This is a genomic window from Clostridium sp., assembly GCF_036642255.1.
Classification (GTDB): Bacteria; Bacillota; Clostridia; order Clostridiales; family Clostridiaceae; genus Clostridium_J.
The window spans coordinates 90522-113510 of sequence record NZ_JAVWDJ010000002.1; the positions used below are offsets into that span (position 1 = coordinate 90522).

Annotated in this window: 15 protein-coding genes and 1 riboswitch; of the genes, 1 reads left to right on the forward strand and 14 read right to left on the reverse strand. The window is 31.0% G+C overall.

Annotation, left to right across the window (positions count from 1 at the left end; all coding sequences use genetic code 11):
* The 14 genes from RR409_RS01305 to RR409_RS01370 all read right to left on the reverse strand — a co-directional run.
* Nucleotides 1-1915, reverse strand: a 1915-nt coding sequence (locus RR409_RS01305; protein WP_332555909.1) for a TIM-barrel domain-containing protein, incomplete at its 3' end; no start/stop codon positions are given.
* A gap of 145 nt (nt 1916-2060) precedes the next feature.
* Nucleotides 2061-2888: a carbohydrate ABC transporter permease gene (locus RR409_RS01310; protein WP_332555910.1), complete on the reverse strand. Its 828-nt coding sequence runs from the start codon at nt 2886-2888 to the stop codon at nt 2061-2063.
* Complete coding sequence (locus RR409_RS01315) at nt 2888-3754, reverse strand: sugar ABC transporter permease (RefSeq protein WP_332555911.1); 867 nt, start codon at nt 3752-3754, stop codon at nt 2888-2890. Before RR409_RS01315 ends, RR409_RS01310 begins: the two co-directional genes overlap by 1 nt.
* A 338-nt stretch (nt 3755-4092) precedes the next feature.
* On the reverse strand, nt 4093-5442 hold the full coding sequence (locus RR409_RS01320; protein ID WP_332555912.1) for an ABC transporter substrate-binding protein: 1350 nt from the start codon (nt 5440-5442) through the stop codon (nt 4093-4095).
* Between the two features lie 154 nt (nt 5443-5596).
* Nucleotides 5597-6697 carry a sn-glycerol-3-phosphate ABC transporter ATP-binding protein UgpC gene (gene ugpC, locus RR409_RS01325; protein ID WP_332555913.1) on the reverse strand — a complete coding sequence of 367 codons (1101 nt, stop codon included), beginning with the start codon at nt 6695-6697 and terminating at the stop codon, nt 5597-5599.
* A 10-nt stretch (nt 6698-6707) separates the two neighbouring features.
* Nucleotides 6708-7727, reverse strand: coding sequence for a LacI family DNA-binding transcriptional regulator (locus RR409_RS01330; RefSeq protein WP_332555914.1), 1020 nt, complete (start codon nt 7725-7727; stop codon nt 6708-6710).
* A gap of 823 nt (nt 7728-8550) precedes the next feature.
* On the reverse strand, nt 8551-11001 hold the full coding sequence (locus RR409_RS01335; RefSeq protein ID WP_332556011.1) for a heavy metal translocating P-type ATPase: 2451 nt from the start codon (nt 10999-11001) through the stop codon (nt 8551-8553).
* Between the two features lie 123 nt (nt 11002-11124).
* A complete protein-coding gene (locus RR409_RS01340; protein ID WP_332555915.1) occupies nt 11125-11493 on the reverse strand; it encodes a metalloregulator ArsR/SmtB family transcription factor in 369 nt (122 codons plus the stop codon).
* Nucleotides 11494-11873: 380 nt separating this feature from the next.
* Nucleotides 11874-12920: a stage II sporulation protein P gene (locus RR409_RS01345; RefSeq protein WP_332555916.1), complete on the reverse strand. Its 1047-nt coding sequence runs from the start codon at nt 12918-12920 to the stop codon at nt 11874-11876.
* 393 nt (nt 12921-13313) lie between these two features.
* A complete protein-coding gene (locus tag RR409_RS01350) occupies nt 13314-14645 on the reverse strand; it encodes an MATE family efflux transporter (RefSeq protein ID WP_332555917.1) in 1332 nt (443 codons plus the stop codon).
* Nucleotides 14646-14784: 139 nt separating this feature from the next.
* A riboswitch (guanidine-I (ykkC/yxkD leader) is annotated at nt 14785-14881 on the reverse strand.
* Nucleotides 14882-14946: 65 nt separating this feature from the next.
* Nucleotides 14947-16059, reverse strand: a complete 1113-nt coding sequence (locus RR409_RS01355; RefSeq protein WP_332555918.1) for an anti-sigma factor domain-containing protein — start codon at nt 16057-16059, stop codon at nt 14947-14949.
* Nucleotides 16056-16760: an RNA polymerase sigma-I factor gene (sigI, locus tag RR409_RS01360; protein WP_332555919.1), complete on the reverse strand. Its 705-nt coding sequence runs from the start codon at nt 16758-16760 to the stop codon at nt 16056-16058. The genes RR409_RS01355 and sigI overlap by 4 nt, the downstream gene beginning before the upstream one ends.
* Nucleotides 16761-17262: 502 nt before the next feature.
* Nucleotides 17263-19389: an EAL domain-containing protein gene (locus RR409_RS01365; RefSeq protein WP_332555920.1), complete on the reverse strand. Its 2127-nt coding sequence runs from the start codon at nt 19387-19389 to the stop codon at nt 17263-17265.
* Nucleotides 19390-20023: 634 nt separating this feature from the next.
* On the reverse strand, nt 20024-21784 hold the full coding sequence (locus RR409_RS01370; RefSeq protein ID WP_332555921.1) for an EAL domain-containing protein: 1761 nt from the start codon (nt 21782-21784) through the stop codon (nt 20024-20026).
* A gap of 480 nt (nt 21785-22264) precedes the next feature.
* Here RR409_RS01370 and RR409_RS01375 point away from each other — a divergent pair, with 480 nt between their 5' ends.
* Nucleotides 22265-22798 (forward strand): GGDEF domain-containing protein, encoded by a 534-nt coding sequence (locus tag RR409_RS01375; protein ID WP_332555922.1) that lies wholly within the window; start codon nt 22265-22267, stop codon nt 22796-22798.
* Nucleotides 22799-22989 lie beyond the last annotated feature (191 nt).

Below are 22989 nucleotides of genomic sequence, written 5' to 3' on the forward strand. Positions count from 1 at the left end.
CATCATTATTTAAAGTTTCAACGCTATTACTATGTTTACCTAAAACCAACATCTTATTTTCCCTAATAAATATTGGCACTTCATTGAACCCTACATTCATATAATGATGACCTGATTTCATTACCTCAAAGGTTCTATTTTCATAGTTTACGGCTTTCCATAAAACCATATTTTCAGGAAGGTAAGCATATCTTCCTACTGAATTTTCCTCATATATTGGGGTAACCATTAAGGAATCTCCTATCAATAATTGATTTTCAATTTTTCTACACATCTCATCATTGTATTCAAAGGAAAGAGGCTTAAAGTACATATCCTTATTTTTCAAAGCCTTCATGTATTCTGAATAAATATAAGGTATCAGTGCATATCTTAGCTCAATAGATCTCCTTAAGATATCTACAGTTTCCTTTTCAAAAGAATAAGGTTCTTGCGCCCTTGTTCCCATAGCTGAATGATTTCTAAAAAGAGGTGTGAATAAGCTAAACTGGGTCCATCTAATTACTAATTGACTATTAGCATTTCCACTAAAACCACCAGTATCTGCACCAATATATAAGAAACCACACATGTTTAAAGAGGGCATCATTTTTATATTTAATAGTATATGATCCCACCAAGAGTGATTGTCTCCAGTCCATAGACCAGAATACCTATGCATTCCAATATAAGAAGCCCTAGAAAACAGTAAAAATCTTTTATTGGGAGCTATTTCACTAAGTCCTTCTCCTGCTGCTCTTGTCATATTATATCCATATAAGTTGTGTACCTTATAATGGTTTATTTTATCCCCATTCATATTGTGATAAAAACTATTATAATCCTGAAGATTATTTGCCATAGTATTAAACTTATCATTTAAACCAAAATAAGAGTAAATATCTAAATTCTGATTTTCAGAAACCTTGGCAACCTCAATTGCTTCCTTTAGTCCTCTATCTGTATAAAAAATGGCAGGTTCGTTCATATCATTCCAAAAGCCTTCAATCCCTGCATCCGTAAGAGTCTTGTATTTAAGTCCAAACCATTGTCTTGCTTTAGGATTTAAGAAATCTGGAAAATGACAACGTCCTGGCCAAACTGCAGCAACAAAAGACTTTCCATGTACATCAGTACAAAAATAATCATTTTGTACTCCTTCTTCATATACATCATAACCTTCTTCAATTTTTACCCCTGCATCAATAATAGGAATTAATTTAAAGCCCTTACCTTTCATTTCCTGTACAAATTTTTCAAACTCGGGAAAAGTTTTATTATCTACAGTGAAATCCTTAAATCTTTCCATATAGTCAATATCAAGATAAATTGCATCACAAGGAATATCATTTTCTCTAAACCTATCCCCAACGTCTCTTACACTTTCCGCATCAGGATAACTCCACCTTGACTGTTGATATCCAAAGGCCCATTTAGGAGGAGCATACCCTTCACCAATTATATTTAAAAACTCTCTTACAATTTGTAAAGTCTTATCCCCAGTTATTATATATATATCAACATTTTCTTCTTCAACTGATACTTCTAAATAATCTTTATGGCTAAATCCAACATCAAAGATAACCCTTCCTGGGTAATCAACAAATACTCCAAACTTTTCTTTTCCATCTACTACTAAAAAGTTATGAGCACCATAGAGAGACTTTTTATCTGGAGTATGCTTTGGGTCATCAGAACAAAAGGCTTCATAAATCCCGCCTCTTTTATTCAATCCTCTTTGATTTTCACCAAGACCCCAAACTATTGCATCACTTGACATTTTATAAGTAAACTTTAATCCATTTATTGCATCAATTCTGAAATAATCCAAATTATCCTTTGAAATTTCATGTCCGTCCATTACTACAGCTTCAGTAGATATTGGGTTTCCAAAGGAATATTTCATTACATTTTGTGATAATCTATAAACTCTCATTTAATCACCTTCATGTTTTATTTATTTAACGACATTTTGGAAGGATAATTCTCCCATACTCTTCAGAGGAATCTTGTGATAAGAATTAAGCTTTAGTGGGGGTCAAATCTCCTTCCAAAGCCGCTTACCAAAATGAACTTGTTCATTATTTAATAGATCCTTGTGTAACTCCTTTTACGATGTGTTTTTGAGCAAAGAAGTAGAATACGATGATTGGCACCATGCCAATTACCAGCCCTGCAAGAGCTAAATCCCATCGCTTAGAATACTGTCCAAAGAAATAAAACATCTTAAGTGGTATTGTGTGCCACTCTGGTTTATTAATAAGAAGCTGTGGTAATAAAAAGTCATTCCAAACCCACATAACATTCAAAATAGATACTGTAACTGTGATTGGTTTTAGTAGCGGAAAAACAATAAGCCAAAACACTTGAAACTTGTTACATCCATCTATTAAAGCTGCTTCTTCTAATTCCACTGGTATCCCCTTAATAAATCCATGATAAAGAACTATGGATAAACTTGAGCCAAAACCTAGATATGCAAAAACTAATCCAACTGGATTTAATAATTTCAACTTTCCTAATAAATTAATTAAAGGTAGCATAACAGATTGAAAAGGTATAAGCATAGCCGCTGCAAATAAGAAGAATAAAAAGGTACTGAACTTTGATTTACTTCTTACTAACATCCAGGCAGCCATTGAAGCAAAAATTACAATCAATGCTGTGCTAATTATAGTGATTAATAACGAGTTCATTAAGGAATGCATAAAATTTAAATCCTTAAAGGCTTGAATATAATTGTTTACAGTAAAGGTACCCTTTATAGGAAGACTTAGTACGTTTGTGAATATGCCTTTAGCTGTTTTAAAAGAGTTAGTAAACACAATGTACAAGGGCGCTAGAAATATTAGAGCAACAGAAATCCCTATTACATTCCAGCCAATTTTCTTTCCCATATTTGCTTTCATTACATTTCTACCTCCTTCTTCTTACTAAAGTACAATTGAGTTAGTGAAATTATTGCTATTGTAATTAAGAACACAACTGCCTTGGCTTGAGCTAACCCAAATTGATTAAAGGTAAAGGCAGAACTATATATGTTTAATGCTAACATTTCAGTGGATTTGTATGGTCCACCTGCAGTAAGTGATAAGTTTTGATCGAATAATTTAAAGGAATTCGATAAGGTTAAAAAGAGTCCCACAGTAAAGGCTGGTGCCACTAGAGGAAGAGTTATATGTCTTAACCTTTGAAACCAATTAGCACCATCAATTTCTGCTGCTTCGTTTAAGGATTCAGGAATTCCTTGTAATGCTGCAATATATATAATCATCATATATCCTGACATTTGCCAAGACATCAATATGACTAAACCCCAAAATCCTGTAGTACTAGTAGCAAGCCATCCCTTCAAAAACTCAAATCCTAGCTTTGTTCCAACCCAACTGAAAGCCTTTGTAAAAATAAACTGCCAAATAAATCCTAGTATTAATCCCCCTACCATGTTTGGCATGAAGAATATACTTCTTAGAAAATTACTTATCTTCATGCCTCTAGTTACAAGTAATGCAAGGCAAAATCCAATGAAATTAATCATAATCACCGAAGCTATTGCAAATTTTCCCGTGAAGATAAATGCTGCTAAAAAGCCACTTTCTTTATTAAACACTTGTTTATAATTTGTAAGTCCAATCCAAGTAGCATTGTTTTCTATACCATTCCAGTTAGTGAAGGAAAAATATATTCCTAAAACTGTTGGAATAATTACCACCATTAAAAATGCTATAAGTATAGGACCAACAAATAAAGTAAACCATAACTTTGAATTTTTCATAGTAACCTCCTTTTACACTCTGACATCTTGAAAAAAGTCCTGCACATAAATAACTCCATATCTTATTTCAGATGCCTTAGCCTTGAATTTAATTCTATCCAAGTTCTTAATAAAAAAAATGAATCCGTTTATTTATAGGTAACTAATATCTTTAAACCAATGCAATATATATTTTAATTAACCTTCTCATCTATATGCTAAGTAATATTTATATAACATAGGGAGGGCAAAAATCCCTCCCCTGATTATTTGTATATATTATATATATTTAAAATAGTATGCTTTCTCTATAGTAGTTTAACTGTTGGACAACTCCCTAGAGAATTCTTGTGATTTAATTACTTTCTTGCTTCAGCCCATTTAGCTTGAGAGTTTTTAACTACTGCATTCCAATCTTGCTCTCCAGCTAGATATTTTTGAATTTCTTGTCCTAAAACATCCATTCCCCATCCAGTTGGATATCCCATGAATACCCAAGGTGAAGTTTTTCCAGCTTCAGCATATCTCTTAACTGCTGCGCCTAGTGGATCTTTTGGTTGTAAGCTTTCAAAACCTTTAAATGGAGGTATGAAGAAGAACTTATTAACAACGAAATCTTTACCTTTTTCAGATGTGTATAACCAGTTTAAGAAATCCTTAGCTGCAGCTTGCTCATCTGCTGAAACCTTGTTGTTAACTGCCCAGTACATTGGAACTCCCATTGGTATTGAATCTTCTTTAGCACCTTTAACTGGCATTGGTAGCATATCTAATTGATCTGCAACTTTTGGGTCTATTTTTTGAACTCCACCATAAATCCAGTTACCTTGTTGAATCATAGCTACACGCTCAATAGCGATACCTTGATCTACTTGAGTTGCGTAGTCTGTAGCATTTAAGTTACCTTTTGATTTTGCATTTGGTGAATAGTTAGCTTGTAAATCTATTAATGCTTTTAAAGCTTCAGCATTTTTGAATTCTAAAGTTTTAGCTGCAAAAGCATCTAGAGAACTCTTGAATTCTTGAGAAATAGCTGCATTAGAAGTATGAAGTCCAGTTACCCAAGTTTCCTTAGCTGGCATTTCAAATACAGATTCTAAAGCTGGATATTTACTCTTTAAGTCACCTGCTTTAATTTTAGTGTCTAAATCCTTCACTGCTTTTTCTAAAGATGCATAATCTTTTACACCTTTAACATCAACTCCAGCTGCTTCGAAGATACCTTTATTGTAGATAAAACCATAGCCTTCTACTGCAAATGGCATTGCAAAAACTTTATTGTTTACTGTAACTCCAGATAAAACTCCATCAAGAGCTTGTTTTGTCCATGGCTCATTTGTTAAGTCAACTAATCTTGATTCCCAGTCCTTAACATCTTGTGGTCCACCAATATTGAATATTGCTGGTTCTGTTCCACCTTGAATCTTTGCTCTTAGTGCAGCACCGTAATCTTGTCCTCCACCTACTGTTTCAACATTGATCTTTACATTTGGATGTTCAGCAGTATATGCCTGTGCTGCCTCTTTAAACTCCTTATCTATTTCCACTTTGAATTGGAATATGTTTAAAGTTACATCCTTCTTTTCTTCTGTTGCAGGCTTTTCCCCTTCTGCTGGTTTTTCCGGTGTTTTTGAAGTACACCCAGTTAGTGCTGAAGCTACCATCAAAGATGAAAGTGCTAAAGCTAAGACTTTTTTAACTTTTTTCATTACAAATCCCCCTCTTTTAATAATCAATAAGTTAATTTTCACATATACCTTGAAAGTGCTTTTCTTCCTTCAAAGCTTAATTTCTATAAGGTAACTCTCATCCAAAACTTAATTTGAAATAAGAGACTTATACTTTTAAAAGGCAATTACGATTTTATAAAGTTATATTTTCTTCACTGTCAAAATCAAAAATATGACAGTTTTCCATATGGAACATGAAGTTTTTCTTGATTCCAGTGGTTAAATTCTTAGAATCTATGGAATCTATTTTCGCAGTAAATTCTAAGCCTATAGTGTTAAAATACACATAAGATTCGTTACCCATATGCTCAATAACATCAATATTTCCTTCTACTATGGAAGCTTTTTCATTTCCTTTTATATTAATATGTTCTGGTCTAATTCCAAACCAGACTTTTTTACCTACATGATTTTTCACCTTTTCAATTTTATTTTCTGGCAATATTAATTCTTTCTCACCAATTTTTATTGCTATTAAATTGTCTTTTCTAACTAAATCTCCCTGTACAATATTCATGGCAGGAGAACCAATAAAGCCAGCAGTAAACTTATTCTTAGGATAGTGGTACAGATTTAGCGGAGTATCCACTTGCATAATCTTACCGAAGTTCATTACACATATTCTATCTCCCATGGTCATAGCTTCCACTTGATCATGAGTTACATAAATCATGGTGGATTTAAGCTTTTTATGAAGTTGTGAAAGCTGTACTCTCATATGAACTCTTAACTTTGCGTCTAAGTTTGAAAGAGGCTCATCAAATAAAAACACTTCAGGGTCACGAACAATAGCACGACCTACTGCTACCCTTTGTCTTTGACCTCCAGATAATTCTTTAGGACGTCTTTTTAGCACTTCTTCTAGGTCTAATATTTTTGCTGCTTCTTTAACCTTTTTATCTATTTCATCCCTTGTCATCTTTTTAAGTTTTAATGAAAATGCCATATTATCATAAACTGTCATATGGGGATACAATGCATAGTTTTGGAATACCATTGCAATGCCTCTATCCTTAGGTGGAATATTATTTACCACTGCATCTCCTATGGAAATAGTTCCTCCTGTAATTTCCTCAAGTCCAGCAACCATTCTTAGAGTAGTTGACTTAGCACAACCTGATGGCCCAACTAACACCATAAACTCTCCATCTTTAACTTCTAAGTCAATACCATGTACCGCTTTAAACCCATTAGGGTAAACCTTTTCAATTCCCTTTAAAATTACATTAGCCATGTTAATCCTCCTAGAATATTTTTTTACAAGACTCTCTCTCCTGTAACTCTGTTTCTAGTACTATATGTTGATTGTTTTTCTTATTTATTAATAAATCAAAGAGTACATCTATGCTTTTTTTGCCCATCTCTTCTACAGGTTGTACCACTGTAGTTAGTGATGGATGAAAATATAATGAGTAATCTATTCCATCAAAGCCTACTACTGAAATATCATCTGGAATTTTTAGTCCCTTATTTAAAATTGCCTTTGAAGCTCCTATAGCCATAATATCTGTAGTGACAAATACTGCACTTAAATCCAGCTGTTTATCTAAAAGTCTATTCATAGCATGAAACCCAGATTCAAAGGTGTATTCTCCTATTTCTACAAATTCTTCATTATATTCTATGTTATTTATATTTAATGCTCTTTTATATCCCTGAAATCTTAACTTTCCAATAGTTCTATCTTCTTCACCTGTTGTTATAATTCCAATTTTTTTATGTCCAAGATTTACAATGTAGTTTACTGCCTTAAAAGCAGCCTCTTCATTTTCTATAATTACACTTGAAAATAGTGCCTTGTTGGCTTTTTCAATAACATATGTGGAAGCTAACACAATAGGAGTTTTCAAATTTACAAGCTCTTGTTGATCTAAATTCTCAAAATCCCCTCCAAGACATATTAATCCTTTTAGCTTCTTTTCCTTGATAAGCTCTACTGCAGCATCAATATCATTAGTGTTGTTTTCATTGTAGTGAAGAATCATTGAGTATCCTTCTCTATCTATTTCTTCTTCAATAGATTTTATCATCTTTGAAAAGAAAGGATTGTGAATCCCTTTAACTAACACTCCAATGTTATTTGAGGTATTTCTTTTTAAGTTTCTCGCACTATTATTAGGAATGTAATTATACTCATTCATTATCTGTAAAATTTTTTGTCTTGTTTCATCTTTCACATCACTGTGATTATTTAGAACTCTAGATACAGTTGTTACTCCAACCCCTGCAATTTTAGCAATGTCTTTTATATTTAAATTTTTCATAAGAAACCTCTTTTCAGAAAAATTTTAGATATCATTCCGGAAACGTTACCAGACTTCACATAAATTTAAGAGAATCAAGACTTAAACGTTATCCACTAAGGCTCACTTCTCTACTTATAAATGTTATTTGCTTAATTCAGTGAAGTAATAAAAGTAATAATTTTATCTTTATAATGGTAATGTCCATCACACTTTCAAATTACAATTACTACTTAATATAATTTAATTATCTTTTATATTAAATTATATGAATAATTTTAGAAACCGTTTTCGGAAACGTTTCCAACTTTAAGATTATTATATCATAACTTTTTCACTTTTCAAACAATTTCTTTTTTAAAATCTACTCTAATTTTACAAGTTTTATAATATGAAAAAGATTTACACTTCAGCCTTTTTAAGTGGAACGATCTAAACAAAAATAAATTTTTCTGGAAGTTACATTTGCTTTCAAAGATAGCACAGCAAATTCACCATAACATTTTATCCCTACCATATTATTATACTTAGTTTATACTAACATTAAGGTTTATTTCTCTATATATTTATATGTTTAGATTCCTTAAGTATTCATAGTTTCTTCTTTTTTATCATAACTAGGGTATGAACAAAAGCGTGTCTCAGCGTGCCATCTTATATAAGTTCTACCAACTTGTGATTTTATGCACTTAATCTGAACCCCAGTAATTCCGAGCCATACCAGGTATTTTACCAAAACAAAAATTAGAATTCTTGTGAACCTAGAAAACTTTATTTAGCCATAGTAAATAAATAGCATAATGAAAAAAATTATGCAGCCATAAAATATGACTGCATAATCTAGTTAATTTTCTACTTTCATTGCTCTCATAGAGTTTAGTACTGCGATTAATGCAACACCAACATCTCCAAATACAGCTTCCCACATAGTAGCAATACCAAAAGCACCTAAAACTAATATGATGGCTTTTACTCCTAGAGCAAAGATAATATTTTGCATAACAATTGTTCTTGTTTTCTTCGCAATTTTTATTGCTGATACTATTTTTGAAGGTTCATCAGTCATAATTACAACATCTGCTGCTTCTATAGCTGCATCTGATCCAACTCCACCCATTGCCATTCCAATGTCCGCTCTTGCAAGTACTGGAGCATCATTAATTCCGTCACCAACAAATATGATTTTTCCTTTTGAAGATTTCTCTTTAAATAACATTTCAATTTTTTCTACTTTTTCATCTGGTAATAATCCTGAATAAACTTCATCCAAGCCTAGCTCTTTACCAACTTTTTCTCCAACAGTTTTAATATCTCCTGTAAGCATAACTGTTTTTCTTATGCCCACAGCTTTTAAAAGTTCAATTGCTTTAGCAGCATCTTCTTTTATCTCATCAGCGATGACTATATATCCCTTGTAGCTTTTGTTTACTGAAACATATACTACTGTACCTATAGTATCCACTTCACTAACCTGTATACCTTCTCTATCCATGAGCTTTTTGTTTCCAGCTAAGATTTCTTCACCTTTAACTTTCACCTTAAGACCATGACCTGATATTTCTTCATAGTCAGATATTTGATTTTTATCTATATTCTCTCCATAAGCCTTTAGTATGGATGTGGCAATAGGGTGATTTGAAAAACTCTCTGCATATGCTGTATATTCTAGTAGCTGTGATTTTTCAATATTATTAGTTGCATTGATTTCTGTTACTTTAAACACACCTTTTGTTAAAGTACCTGTTTTATCAAATACTACTATCTCAGCGTTATTTAAAGCTTCTAAATAGTTACCACCCTTAACTAAAATACCATTTTTAGAAGCTCCTCCAATTCCTCCAAAGAACCCTAAAGGAATAGATACCACTAATGCACAAGGGCAAGAAACAACTAAGAATACTAAGGCTCTATATATCCAAGTAGAAAAAGTTGCATCAGGTATAAATAGAGGTGGCAAAAATGCTAGAGCTGCTGCTAAAATAACTACAATTGGTGTATAATATCTTGCAAATTTAGTTATAAAGTTCTCTGTTGGAGCTTTTTTACTGCTAGCATTTTCAACTAAATCTAGTATTTTTGCCACAGTGGATTCTCCAAATTCCTTTGTAACTTCTATGGATAATACTCCGTTTTTATTAATGAATCCGCCTAAAACATTCGTGCCTTCTTCAACTTTTCTTGGTACTGATTCACCTGTTAAAGCTGAAGTGTCTACCATGGATTTCCCTTCTATTACTATGCCATCCAAAGGCACTTTTTCTCCTGGTTTAACTATTATTATATCTCCAATAGAAACTTCTTCTGGAGAAACTTTTTTAACTTCACTTCCAATTTTAATATTAGCGAAATCAGGTCTAATATCCATCAGTGCTGCGATAGACTTTCTTGAACGGTTTACAGCCACATCTTGGAACATTTCACCTATTTGATAGAAAATCATAACTGCAACACCTTCTGGGAACTCGCCAATAGCAAAGGCTCCCACTGTTGCAATGGCCATTAAGAAATTCTCATCAAACACTTGCCCTCTAATTATATTTTTAACTGCTCTTAGTAAAACCTCTCCACCTACGAAAATATAACTTATTAGGTAAAGAATCAACTCAACATTGAAACTAAAGTCAAAAACTGAGGCAACTGCAAAAATTGCTCCCCCAATTCCAAGTTTTATAAGATCTTCTTTGCTACTTTCATGATTATGCTCATGTCCATGGTCATGGCCGTGATGGTGATCATCATTATCATGATCATGGCCTTCATGATTATGATGTGAATGTTGTGTTTTTTTATTATTCTCAAGAACAGAAACCTTAACATCAGGTTCAATTTTTATAACAATCTTTTCTGCTTCTGATATAATTGAATTTTTATCACTGTTCACTTCTATTTCCATAATAAGTTTTTTAGCTACAAAATCAACTACTGCATCGTTTACTCCAGGAATTTTAGCGCACTCTCTTTCTATCTTCGCAGCACAGTTTGCGCAGCATAAACCTTCTAACATTAACACTAGTTTACTGCCTTTGCCAACTTGTTTTTCCTTCACAACTACATGTGCCTCAACTTCATTTATCACTTCTTTAGAAGCTGCTATTAATTCATTTACCCTGCTAATGGCTTCTAACTCCATAGTTAAGGTCTTGGTTATAAAATTCACTGAAGCATTTGAAATTCCTTGAACTTCATTTAGCCTTGTCTCTATTTTTGCTGCACAATTAGCACAACTTAAACCTTCCAAAACAAACTGCTTTTTAATCTTAGCAGTAGGTGCCTTGGCTACAGTATTTAATTCCATGATTGTCCTAGGTTTAATACTGTTAGAATCTAATTTTATCTCTTTAAGTTTATTGTTTTCTATATTTGTCTTTGAAATTTTATTTTTATCATTACTCATTATGGTAATTCCCCCCAGCTTTACTTACTTTTCATTTAAATGAGCTAATCCTTGATCAAATATACCTTTAACATGATCATCATCCAAGGCATAATAAACTACTTTTCCTTCTTTTCTATACTTTACTAATCTCGCCTGCTTAAGAACCCTTAATTGATGAGATATAGCTGACTGGTTCATTCCAAGTAGTGTGGCAATATCACAAACACACATTTCTGATTGGAAAAGTGCGCATATTATTTTTATCCTTGTGCTATCTCCAAAAATCTTGAATAAATCTGCCAATTCGTATAGAATCTCATCTTCTGGAATAGTTTCCTTAACTCGATTTACCACGTCTTCGTGTATAACATTACAATTACAAACCTCGAAATTATCTTTTTCACTAATCATTATATTTCACCTCAATTGAATATATGCATATATGTTCATATATTCAGTATATGCTTTTCCATGTTATATGTCAAAGATTTTAAAAAATTCTTTTTTATTATTTATATAAATACGTGCACCTTTTTCCAATAGAATGAATTTTCTTCTCTCAAATGAGTTTTAGAACTAAAATCTATTTGTAAACCATTGAGGAAAACAAACCTAATGTTCATTAAAAAGTATTTAAATCATAAGAAAGAGTTGTGTAATTTCATTTCACACAACTCTTTTATTAATATAACAGCTTTTCCGTATGGATAGATCTCTTCATCCTTTTGTTCTGCCTTTAAATATCCGCTCAAAAAAGTTTAACCATATGAACTCATCCTATTTTACAAAGTTTAATTCTTTTTACTATTTATAAGCTCCGCCACTACTCTAGCTACATACTTCATACTATTCTTTGCTTCCTCCAGGGTGTTAGAAGTGGCACCAACCTCTAGTAATAAGGCATTATTACTTAAATCTTGATTATAATAGTTTCTACCACTCAAGTTAGTATGAAGATTTTTTTCTCTAAACAAATTTGGATATTCCCTTTTTGCAATTGCAAAAATAGAATTTATGTTATTCATATGCTCTTTATATCTAGGATCACTTGTAGTAGTCACAATTACAAGTCTAGCTACATTTTCATTATTTATCTTTGCAGTAACATTTTCTTTTGCTGGTCCTGCATCTCTATGCAAATCTACAACAAAATCAAATTCACCAAATTTCTCAAAGTATTTGCTTATGGTTTCCCTTGATTTAGCGTAGGCACTATTATAATCTAAATCATGAATAGTTTTATCATGAATCACAGTAAAACCCTGCTTTTCAAACTCTTTAGCAAGTTCATCCCCTACCCCTGCTACTGTCTGAGTTAAATCCATTTTTCTAGTCTCATTTTCATCATAGGCTTCCGTAGTATGAGAATGATAAATGAGTATTTTCTTCTTTGAATTATCTTCGGGATTACCTACAGTTTCCACTGTTGGTTTTTCTAACTTACTTATTGAACTATCACTTAAATTAAATGGATTAATTACAATTTCTTCTGCTATCTTAGATTCTTCTTCAACCTCATTCTCTGCGAATTCTTCTTTCACACTGGTATCCTCAAGAAAGGCTACCTCTCTTTGAAAAATTTTTAATGGATTTTGTGAGAAATATCCTAAAATACTATTGTCCTCTTCCATGATATTAGCTTTAAAAACAGCAATTGTATTCTTCATTATACTTTCTAAAATTTGAATATTGCTTGTATCAATTTTCCCCTCTAATGCTTTGGCTTCGGTGGTAGTTCCAAATATAATTGTTCCCATCAGTACAACCGAAGTACCAATTGCAGTTATGTTTTTCTTTAATTTAGTTATTTTTTTATTATCTCTACCTTTGTAATTCACTTTATCACCCCATATTTAATTCATATTTTAAATATCAACTTGTTTTTGTTCTAGATTAATTTTTTCAATGTAAAGGAAATTAACTTCTCCCATATTGAAAGTTTAGAGATTTACAAAAACAACAATCCGTTTCTAAAATCTTCATGTTAAATAAAGCTACTTAAAATATATGAATTACTTTTTTATTTATACCTACATTGTTAAGAATTCAAAAGAGCAAGGTTTCACCAAATTAAGGCTAAACCTTGCTCACATTGATTTTATAAACTTAATCATAAAGTATTTTATGAAATAACAGCACTTTATAAGAACTATATATTTGATAAAATATATTGCTAGTAAATAAGCTTTGTTAAAGTGTACTCACACCACTGATTCATTGCTTTTTCTCATCTATACTGTTAAGTGTTTTTTATTTATTACTAGGTATATTATATTAATACCCAAAGTTATAAGCTCTGCAAAGGCTACCGTTAACCAAACTCCATTTACTGAAAATAATTTTGGCAATATCAATAACCCAATTAGAATAAAAATTATTCCTCGACATAGAGATGAGAAAATTGAAATTTTTGATCTTTCCATAGACTGTAGGTAGGATACAATAACAATGTTTATACCCATAAATAAGAAGGATATAAAATACAGTCTTATGCCCTTAACAGTAATCTTCATTAATTCAGCATTGTCATTGTTAAATATTAATACAATGGCTCCTGGCATAACTAGTCCAATAGCATAAATTAGCACCCCAAGGATAATGGAGGTAATTAAAGCATACTTTATAGATTTATTAATTCTTGATACTTTTTTTGCACCAAAGTTTATACTAATGATTGGCTGGACAGCTTGAGCAACTCCTGTGAAAATTGAAGCACATATTAAACTTATATTTGCGATGATGCTATAGGCAGAAATCCCTAAATCTCCAAGGTGACTAAATACAGCTTTATTAAAGGCAAATATAACGATAGCTCCTGAGATTTCTAAAATAAAACTTGCTACTCCATTTCGTAAGATTCTCATTATAAGAGCTATGTCTAATTTTATCTTTACAAGTTTTATTGTATTGATTTTCTTTGTAAAATGAATACTTAAAATTGATAAGGTGATTATTGGAGAAATCACTGTGGCAACTATGGCTCCTGTCATTCCCATATTAAAACCCATTATAAATAGCCAATCTAAAAATATGTTTGAAATACATCCAGCTAACATTGCCCACATTGCAAGCTTTGGATTTTTATCATTTCTGACCATCACTACCATAGATCCAGATAGAATAAATGCCCAGGTAAACCAAGTCAATATCCTTAAGTATTCCTTAACCAAGGGAAACAGTTCTTCATTAGCACCTAAAAAATAACATAATTCATCAATATAAATAACTTCAACCACAGTAAGTAGTATCCCAAGAAAAACTGTAATAAAAAAAGAAATTGTAAATGTCTCGTTTGCCTTCCTATGATTTTCCTCTCCATGATAAATGGATAAAACAGTGGCACCTCCAACTCCCAGCAATAATCCAAGGGCACTATGTACATTATATATAGGTATAGCTATGCTTAGAGCTGCAAGCCCCTCACTACCAACACCTTGTCCAATAAACATAGTATCAAAAAATATGTATAATGAAAGTCCTAACATGCCTCCTATACTTGGCAGCAAATAGTGAAGAAATATTTTTCTTATATCATCTTCTAATAAATTTAATCTTTTGCTCATAACTTTTCTCCTTTAAAATTTAATTATCTCTTATACCGAAAACTTCTACTGGGCTTATTTTGAAAATGTTTATAAATTTATAATTACTACTATATAACCTATAACAAACAAAATAAGCCCAGAAGATATCTGTATTGATATCTCCCAGGCTTTTATCCTTCCGTGTACACAGCATGCTGAGCGTTTTCTCTCGGACCAGACCAATAAGATATTGCGGAACCCTAGAAAACTTTTTATTTAGTTGAATTTTAATCTACACTACAGGAATCATTATATAATAAACTTTAAGAGCATTCAATAATTAATTTTTAAAGAATTTATTAAAGAAGTTATTTTTTTTCCCTGAATTATTTAATTCCTGCTCCCCATCTGATTTCTTTTGATTTTTTGTCTGCTTATTCTCTTTTTTTACTTCTGTGTTAATATTTTTTTTTTCGTTATCTTTTCCCTTATTTTCTTCCTTGATTTCAGCTTGTTTTTTATCATCTGAATTAATATTTACATTATTATTTCCATTATTATTTCCATTATTATTTCCATTATTATTTCCATTATTAGTTTGTGTGTTGGCTTTTTTATCTTCCCCTGTAGTTGGAACTGTTTCCGTTTCTTTTTCTTCGTCTGGTGTAGCCTTTTCCTCGTTTTTAACATCCTTTACTGCTTTCATGATTTCTTGTACTGATTTACTCGAATATTCTTCATAGTTTATCTCAGGATTAACTTCTTGAAGCTTTTGTATTAAGTTCAATTTACCAGAAGAAATTCCTAATTTTTCAGCCTCTTCATGAACCTCTAGACCTACACTTCCGATGGTTACAGGTGTTTCTTCAATATTTTCTTTCACTAACTCTTGTTTTACGATTTCACTTAATTCCATTTCCATTTCTTTAGCTGAGGTTTCATCCTTAGAAGCTACAGTGATTAATATTTCATTTCCTAATTCCTGTGCTAAATATCCATCTTCCTTAACAGCTTCCATAACTAAATTTACTGCTTCTGTAATACTTTTATTTTTTAATGCTAGGTCTTCAATTATTTTTGTTCCATCTTCATTTAAAGATTTCACCTTAATAATCTTATTATATCTATTGGCTACCAACTCTACACTTGGATTTATATCAATATTTACATACTTTGACGGTGATACGTAACCATAAGCAGCTGTAGATACACCAAATACTAAGGCAAAGGAAGCTGCAACCGCTACTACTTTCTTATTATAAACTAATGGTATAACCTTTCCAAACTTACTATCTCTATTTAGAAATGTATTGCTCGTAAATCTATAATTATTATTCGGAATATATTCATCTCCCACAGCAAATTCTCGTTTATCTTTAACTTTTATAAATTCACCCTTTTTAGTCAATATTATGGTGTGACCATTTTCTTTTTCAACTACTATACCTCTCATAGCTCTTCCTCCAAATTAATATATTCCTGTATATGTTCATAATCTCCTAGTTTTATTACTATTACTGATATTATATATTTTCGTGCCCTCTCTATCTTTTTCCGAGGTATCGATGTGCCTTTTTCAATTTCTGCAATTGGAATATATTTCTTCTTAAGCATATACTCTAAAGCTTCTTTATTTGTAAGGATAAAATTTATAATTTCATTGTAAATTTTTCTTGTGGAATTTCTTTTAGGAGATGCTTTTACCAAATCATTGAAGGTTATATCCCACTCTGCTAACTCCTTAGTCAATTGTTTTATCTCCAAACTTCTAAATTCACTTAAATTTCTTTCTTTAAATTCCTCTAAAGCTTGTTTTTCTGATAAATCTATTTCATCTTCCTCGTTTATTTCCTTGTTTATGTAAATAACCTTTTTATGTTTTACTTCCTTTCTAAAATGATCAATAAGTCTCATCTTAATAACCATTTGTGCAAAGGATAAAAAATTACCTTTCTGAACCTCGTAGCTCTTAATAGCCTCATTAAAAGCTAGTAGTGCTATGCTCCATTCTTCATCATTTTTACAATCGACGTATCTATTTAAGGCCTTCTCTGTAGCTACTATAACAAAAGGCTTATATTCTTCTATAAATTTATTCAATTCTTCTTCATTCTTTCTTATTTCTAAAACTCTTTTGTTTAGGTCAATGTTCATAAAATTCACCTTCTTCTTCCAGTATTTACCTGTAAGTTTCATTATTTTATGCCCTTTTGATGAATATTCTTTTATTACTGTTTGTGAAAGTTTTCTACTAAAAATTAAGTTGTAATTAACCTATACTCATCCTTCAGAATTGATTAAATAAAATCAATTTCTTCACTATATTTGACTTTGAGGCTGTAAAAAATAACTAAATCTATCTCAGTTTAAACTCATATCTATATATATTCGTATAACTACTAGTTTTTATTGATGTACTTAGATAATATTTTTAATAATTTCAAATTTTAAAAGCACTATTTAGAAAATTAACTTTATGAGTCAACTTTAAACATATATGAAAATAAAATTTTCACTTAAAAAATTCTTTATTCTATTACCTTGATAACAAATATATATGAAGGTTAGTTACAAAGCGTATTTAAACTAAAAAATAGCAAGAGAAAACCCTTGCTATTTTTATTAACCTACTATGAAATTTCGCATCATATCTAAATTATAACTCTTTGTGATCTTTAATAAATTTTTCTAAGTCCTTAGATAACAGTGGTTTGCTGTAATAGTATCCTTGAACTTCATCACATCCATTTTCTCTTAAATACTGAATCTGTTTCTTTGTTTCTGCTCCTTCGGCTATAACTTTAAAGCCAAGATTCTTGGCCATATGGATAATAGTCTTTGTAATCACAGAGCCTTCATATTCGTTTTCTAAATCCATTATAAAAGATCTATCTATTTTAAGTTTATTTATAGGAATCTTTCTAAGATAACTTAAGGAAGAGTATCCTGTTCCAAAGTCGTCTACTGCAATCTTTAGACCTAGTTCCTTTAATCCATTAAATATCTCTATAGATTTTGTTACATCCTCCATCATGGTACTTTCTGTAAGCTCTATTTCTATCATCTTAGGACTTACCCCTGTGTCTTCAATGATTCCTTTTATTGTGTTACAGATATTTTGTTGATTTAATTGCACCGAACTAAGGTTTATAGCTACTTTAAATGGAGATATTCCGTTTCTTTCCCATTCCTTTGCCTGAAGGCAAGCAGTTCTTATAACCCACTCTCCTATAGGCACAATTAACCCAGTTTCCTCTGCTATGGATATAAATTCATTGGGAGGTATTAACCCTAAGGTGGGGTTAATCCAACGAATTAGAGCTTCAACTCCTACCAATTTTTCAGTTTCTAAATTTATTTGTGGTTGATACATTAAAAACAATTCATCATTTTTTATACAGCTTTTTAGGTCAACCTCTAGCTGTTGTCTTCGTGTAATTCTTCTATTCATTTCCATAGTATAAATTTGTATACAATCTCGTCCTTGGCGTTTTGCTTCCATCACAGCTTTTTCTGCGTTGCTCAATAAATCCTCACTACTTTTACTTTCCCTACGAAAAAAGCTTATACCAATACTGCAAGACATGAATATCTGCTGTTTTTCAAAAACAAAGGGCTCCAAAATAGCCTTTCTAATTTTTTGTGCGATCACATTAATATCATTAATTTTAGAAGTGCTTTCAATTAGAACACCAAAATGATCCTCACCTAAGTAAGCCACAATATCACTTTTCTTTAAAACATTCTTAATTCTAGATCCCACAGCCTTTAGCACCTTGTCTCCCATAGTAAACCCGTAAAGATCATTTACATTTTTAAATTTGTCTAAATCCAGCATTATCATTGCAACTTTCCCATGGGGATTAGAAATAGATTTTATGGACTTATTTAAAGCGCTCTCAAAAACTTGACGATTAGGAAGATCTGTTATACTACTATAATTTGCTAAGTATTCTATTCTTTTTTCCACCCATCTTATTTGAGTTGTTTCATTTACGATGGCTACATAATTAGTCACTACACCATTTGAATCCACCAGCCTAGTGAGGGTAAGTTCTGCCACATATTCTGCCTTATTTTTTCTTTTTCCCTTGATCTCACCTTTCCAGAAGCCCTCTTCTTTCAACTTCATAAAAAGCTTGTACCATGAAATTTCATTATTTTTATGGCTTCTAAAAATAATATTAGAATTCTCCATGAGTTCTTTTTCAGTATATCCTGTGATTCTTGCAAAAGCTTCATTAACATATATAATTTCTTTTGGATCAGCGGAAGTAAAAACTACCCCATCATTAGAATTCGCTAGCGCATAGGATACAAGATTTAGCTTATTATAAGTTTCCTTTACAGCTGTCACATCAGTCACCGTAGTAACCTTGTACTTTTTTCCGTCCTCATGCTGAATTAACCTTGAAGTTTTTAGTACACTTAAGGTACTTCCGTCTTTTTTTACAACTTTCCACACCTTATCCTTATCAACTTTACCTTTAATTACGCTATTATGAGCTTCAATGGCAAAGTCTTGATTTTCTGCTGGTATAACAATAGTGAAGTGTTTCCCTATCAGTTCTTCTCTAGAGTATCCATAAATTTTACAATAAGTCTCATTGATTATTTCATAGGAACCTTCTTCATTTGTAACAGAAATCCCAACATTAGCTACCTCAAAAATTGCATCCAGTAATCTTTCTTTTTCCTTTAATTTTTTCTCCAAAAAACTATTACACTGGCATGTATCTATATCAGATTTTATTTCTTTATTTAATACTTCACTTTCTTTCATTTCTTCACCTACAATAACAAATAATAATTTGAAAATATCTATATCAGAGTTTCTAATTATTTTGCATAAAACAAATGTTAAATATCTTAAAAGTAATTTTAGAATTTTGATAATGCTAAAAACATATTATTCCAGAGTTTCTTCCACAAAAGTAAATTCTTAATATTTAGTTCCTATAATAATTATAGTCGTGCATCTTTATGAAAAGTTCAGTAGATAATATTTTTTCTTAAATAATCTTTATTCACAACCAAACTTTTACAACTAAAAAATTTACTTATTTAACTTTATTTCACATATACTCATATTACCATAATATTCATTACCATCATACTAAGCATTTTAACAAATACAAAAAAGCTCACAGATTAAATTATCTATGAGCTGCATTTTCTATTTTTCATTAAATAATGAGCAAATTCATTTTGTAAGGGGCCTTGGAAGGAGATTTGAACAAAAAACATTACCTTGTTAGAATAAAGCACTCTTTGTTATATCAAAGTATCCTTTGCTTCAAAGTTTTGCTTACTGCCGAGGACTATAACCTTAAACTTGTTTAAGCACTTATACTTGTATAAACACTAAAGAAACCGGGAGACTTATCCTTCCAAAATGTGTTTAATTAACTAATAATTTAATATTGATACTTTATATTCTCGATTGTAACTGGTTTGCTAAAATAATACCCTTGCACTCTATCGCAGTTTAACTCTTTTAAAATTTCATACTGTTCTAGTGACTCTACCCCTTCAGCCACTACTATCACATCTAAACTATGAGCCATCTGTATAATGGCTTTTGTAATAGCAATATCATTTTTATTCTTTGAAATTCCATCTATAAAAGACTTATCAATCTTTAAAATATCTGTAGGTAATAGCTTGAGATAATTTAGGGAAGAGTACTTAACTCCAAAATCATCAACAGCTATACTTATCCCTAGCTCTTTTAGCCTTATTAACTTTTCAATACCTTCTTCTGGGTGTTTCATAACTGAGCTTTCTGTGACCTCAAGTTCCAAATTTTCAGGATTAAAGTGACACTCTCTTAAAATATCTATGACATTAGTTACTATATTACTTTGATGCAACTGTCTTGCAGACAAGTTTACCGCAATTTTAACATTTCTTCCATGTTTTTCACTCAACTTATTGTATTCTAAGCAAGCATTTTTTAACACCCATTCTCCAATAGGAACTATAAGTCCTGTCTCTTCTGCTATGGGAATAAACATTCCAGGCATTATAATCCCTTTACTTGGATGTGACCATCTAATAAACATCTCGAATGAGCTGATTGAATTTTCTTCTATATCAATTATAGGTTGGTAACTAAGAAAAAACTGATTTTCATTTATTGCCCTGCGAAGATCATTCTCTAAATTTACCATTTCTGAAAGCCCATGATTGATATTTTTAGTGTATATCCAAAATCTATTTTTACCTTCTTCCTTTGCTTTATACATGGCTGAGTCAGCATTTTTAGTGAGATTTTCCACATCTTCTCCACCGGAAGGATATCTTGCTATGCCAATGCTAGTAGTAACATAAATCTCTTTATCCTCTAATATAAATGGATTTTCAAAAGATTTGATAATTGACTCTGCTAAAGCTGTATCTTCATTTGTATTTGTCACAATAAAAGTAAATTCATCTCCTCCTAATCTATAAACAGACCCTTGATGACTATCAAAGGATACTAACCTCTCTGCAACTTTTTTTAAAAGAATGTCTCCCATATTGTGACCAAAAGTATCATTAACATATTTAAATCTATCTAAATCCAAGAATAAAACAGATAAACCCACTGACTTGTCCTCACAACCTTGTAAAGCCATGGATAGTTCTTCACCAAAGGCTTTCCAATTTTTCAATCCAGTAAGTTTATCTGTAATTGCTTCTTTAAATAGTTCTTCTGATAGTTTTTTTTCATTTTCTAACCGCCCATTAATATTCTTGTACATTGTTGAAAAAGCATACATTACATAAATACCAACAAAAATCCTGATAACTCCAATCATAACCAATATAATTTCAACCTGACCAACTATAATAGCTTGAAAATACTGTAATACAAGTGCAGTCCATGAAGCTATTATTAAATAGTAGCCTATAAACAACATTTTTCTTTTTACATTTCTAGAAATATATAAATTTTCTTCAAAGAAATAATCAGTGTACATTACAATGGTATTTATAAAACTAATGAAAATGCATCTTAAAACAATATCTTCACCATCAGGTTTAACTCCCCAAGATAATGAAAAAATGTTGTTTTCCCTTGCATATTCTAATATAAATATCATCGATATAAGCAGAAACAAGATACAAATTAGTTTCAAAACTAACTGTGAAAATGAACTGCAATGATTCCATATTCTTGAAATTTTCTTCAATATTATCACCTTTCAATATTGACATAAAGATTCTTAGCATTTTTCTTTCTTTATTAATGCTTAATTTAAAATTAAAGTCTAAGCAGGTTACTTAGGCCTAACAACTTTGGAATTAGATTTTGGCGAACAAAGGAATTTTGTTACACCAAATCAATTTTCCTTAGCTGATCAATTACGTCTTTAGGAACCTTACAGATTTTAAGCTTCCAAAATGCCGTTAAAACTTAATTGAGAAATAAGCTAGATTTTTAAAATTTGAATTAGAGTTTAGTAAATACTACTTGTCTATATTATAGTATTACTTTTGTCACCACTCTGTTACATCTAAATTAGTTACATAAAGTTAAATTATTAACAAATTATTTTAAAATCCCTCAGTAATTCTCACAAATCATTTGATTTCCACATATACTGAAGTATGAAACTGTGGTTTATTAACTAAAGATTTAATGTGGTTTATTAAAAGTGGGGTGTTAAAACTTGACAGCAATAATGAATGGCTTTGATGATTCAAAACCATTTGATGAAATAAATAAAGATATTGTAACTGGAGTTTTTAATAAAGAATATGCGGACAACTTACTAAAAGAAAAATTTCCAAATATGTGGCTCTGTACCTTACTACTCATCGATATTGATAAATTCAAAGTAGTTAATGATTACTATAGAAAAGATTATGAAAACAAGATTTTAAAAGATATTGCAAAAATTATTCTTGAAGTTCTAGGTGAACTTGGTACTGTAGCTCGTTATAGTGAGGATCGATTTATAGCAATTCTACCTTTAATGAGTAAAAGAGCTGGCCTCATGCTTGCTGAAAGAATAAGAAAAACAATTCACATGGATCCTATTTTTTTTAAAGGTGAAAGACAATATATTACTGTATCCATTGGTGCTTGCACTTTTTTAAAAGATGAAAGTGTTATTTCTACTTTAGAACAGTGGATTAAAGCTACTGAAAATGCATTATTACAAGCAAAAGCTAAAGGTAAAAATATAGTAGTTCAAGTTTAGTATTTTAAAAAGTTCTTTCTAGGAAATATAACAAATTAAAACAACTACAAAAAACTAAGAGGCTTTTTAGGACAACCTCTTAGTTTTATTGATATTTTCCTACATTACCATATTGTTATATTCTTATATTCCTATTGACACCCTTCATTCATATATCTTGATTTTTATTTTCTCTCTTATATATTAATTAA

What these genes read in the sequence shown, in the direction of transcription:
- RR409_RS01310 (WP_332555910.1), bottom strand. Translation starts at nt 2,888, where the DNA reads ATGAAAGCAAATATGGGAAAGAAAATTGGCTGGAATGTAATAGGGATT.
- RR409_RS01315 (WP_332555911.1), bottom strand. Translation starts at nt 3,754, where the DNA reads ATGAAAAATTCAAAGTTATGGTTTACTTTATTTGTTGGTCCTATACTT.
- RR409_RS01320 (WP_332555912.1), bottom strand. Translation starts at nt 5,442, where the DNA reads ATGAAAAAAGTTAAAAAAGTCTTAGCTTTAGCACTTTCATCTTTGATG.
- ugpC (WP_332555913.1), bottom strand. Translation starts at nt 6,697, where the DNA reads ATGGCTAATGTAATTTTAAAGGGAATTGAAAAGGTTTACCCTAATGGG.
- RR409_RS01330 (WP_332555914.1), bottom strand. Translation starts at nt 7,727, where the DNA reads ATGAAAAATTTAAATATAAAAGACATTGCTAAAATTGCAGGGGTTGGA.
- RR409_RS01335 (WP_332556011.1), bottom strand. Translation starts at nt 11,001, where the DNA reads ATGGAATTAAATACTGTAGCCAAGGCACCTACTGCTAAGATTAAAAAG.
- RR409_RS01340 (WP_332555915.1), bottom strand. Translation starts at nt 11,493, where the DNA reads ATGATTAGTGAAAAAGATAATTTCGAGGTTTGTAATTGTAATGTTATA.
- RR409_RS01350 (WP_332555917.1), bottom strand. Translation starts at nt 14,645, where the DNA reads ATGAGCAAAAGATTAAATTTATTAGAAGATGATATAAGAAAAATATTT.
- RR409_RS01355 (WP_332555918.1), bottom strand. Translation starts at nt 16,059, where the DNA reads ATGAGAGGTATAGTAGTTGAAAAAGAAAATGGTCACACCATAATATTG.
- sigI (WP_332555919.1), bottom strand. Translation starts at nt 16,760, where the DNA reads ATGAACATTGACCTAAACAAAAGAGTTTTAGAAATAAGAAAGAATGAA.
- RR409_RS01365 (WP_332555920.1), bottom strand. Translation starts at nt 19,389, where the DNA reads ATGAAAGAAAGTGAAGTATTAAATAAAGAAATAAAATCTGATATAGAT.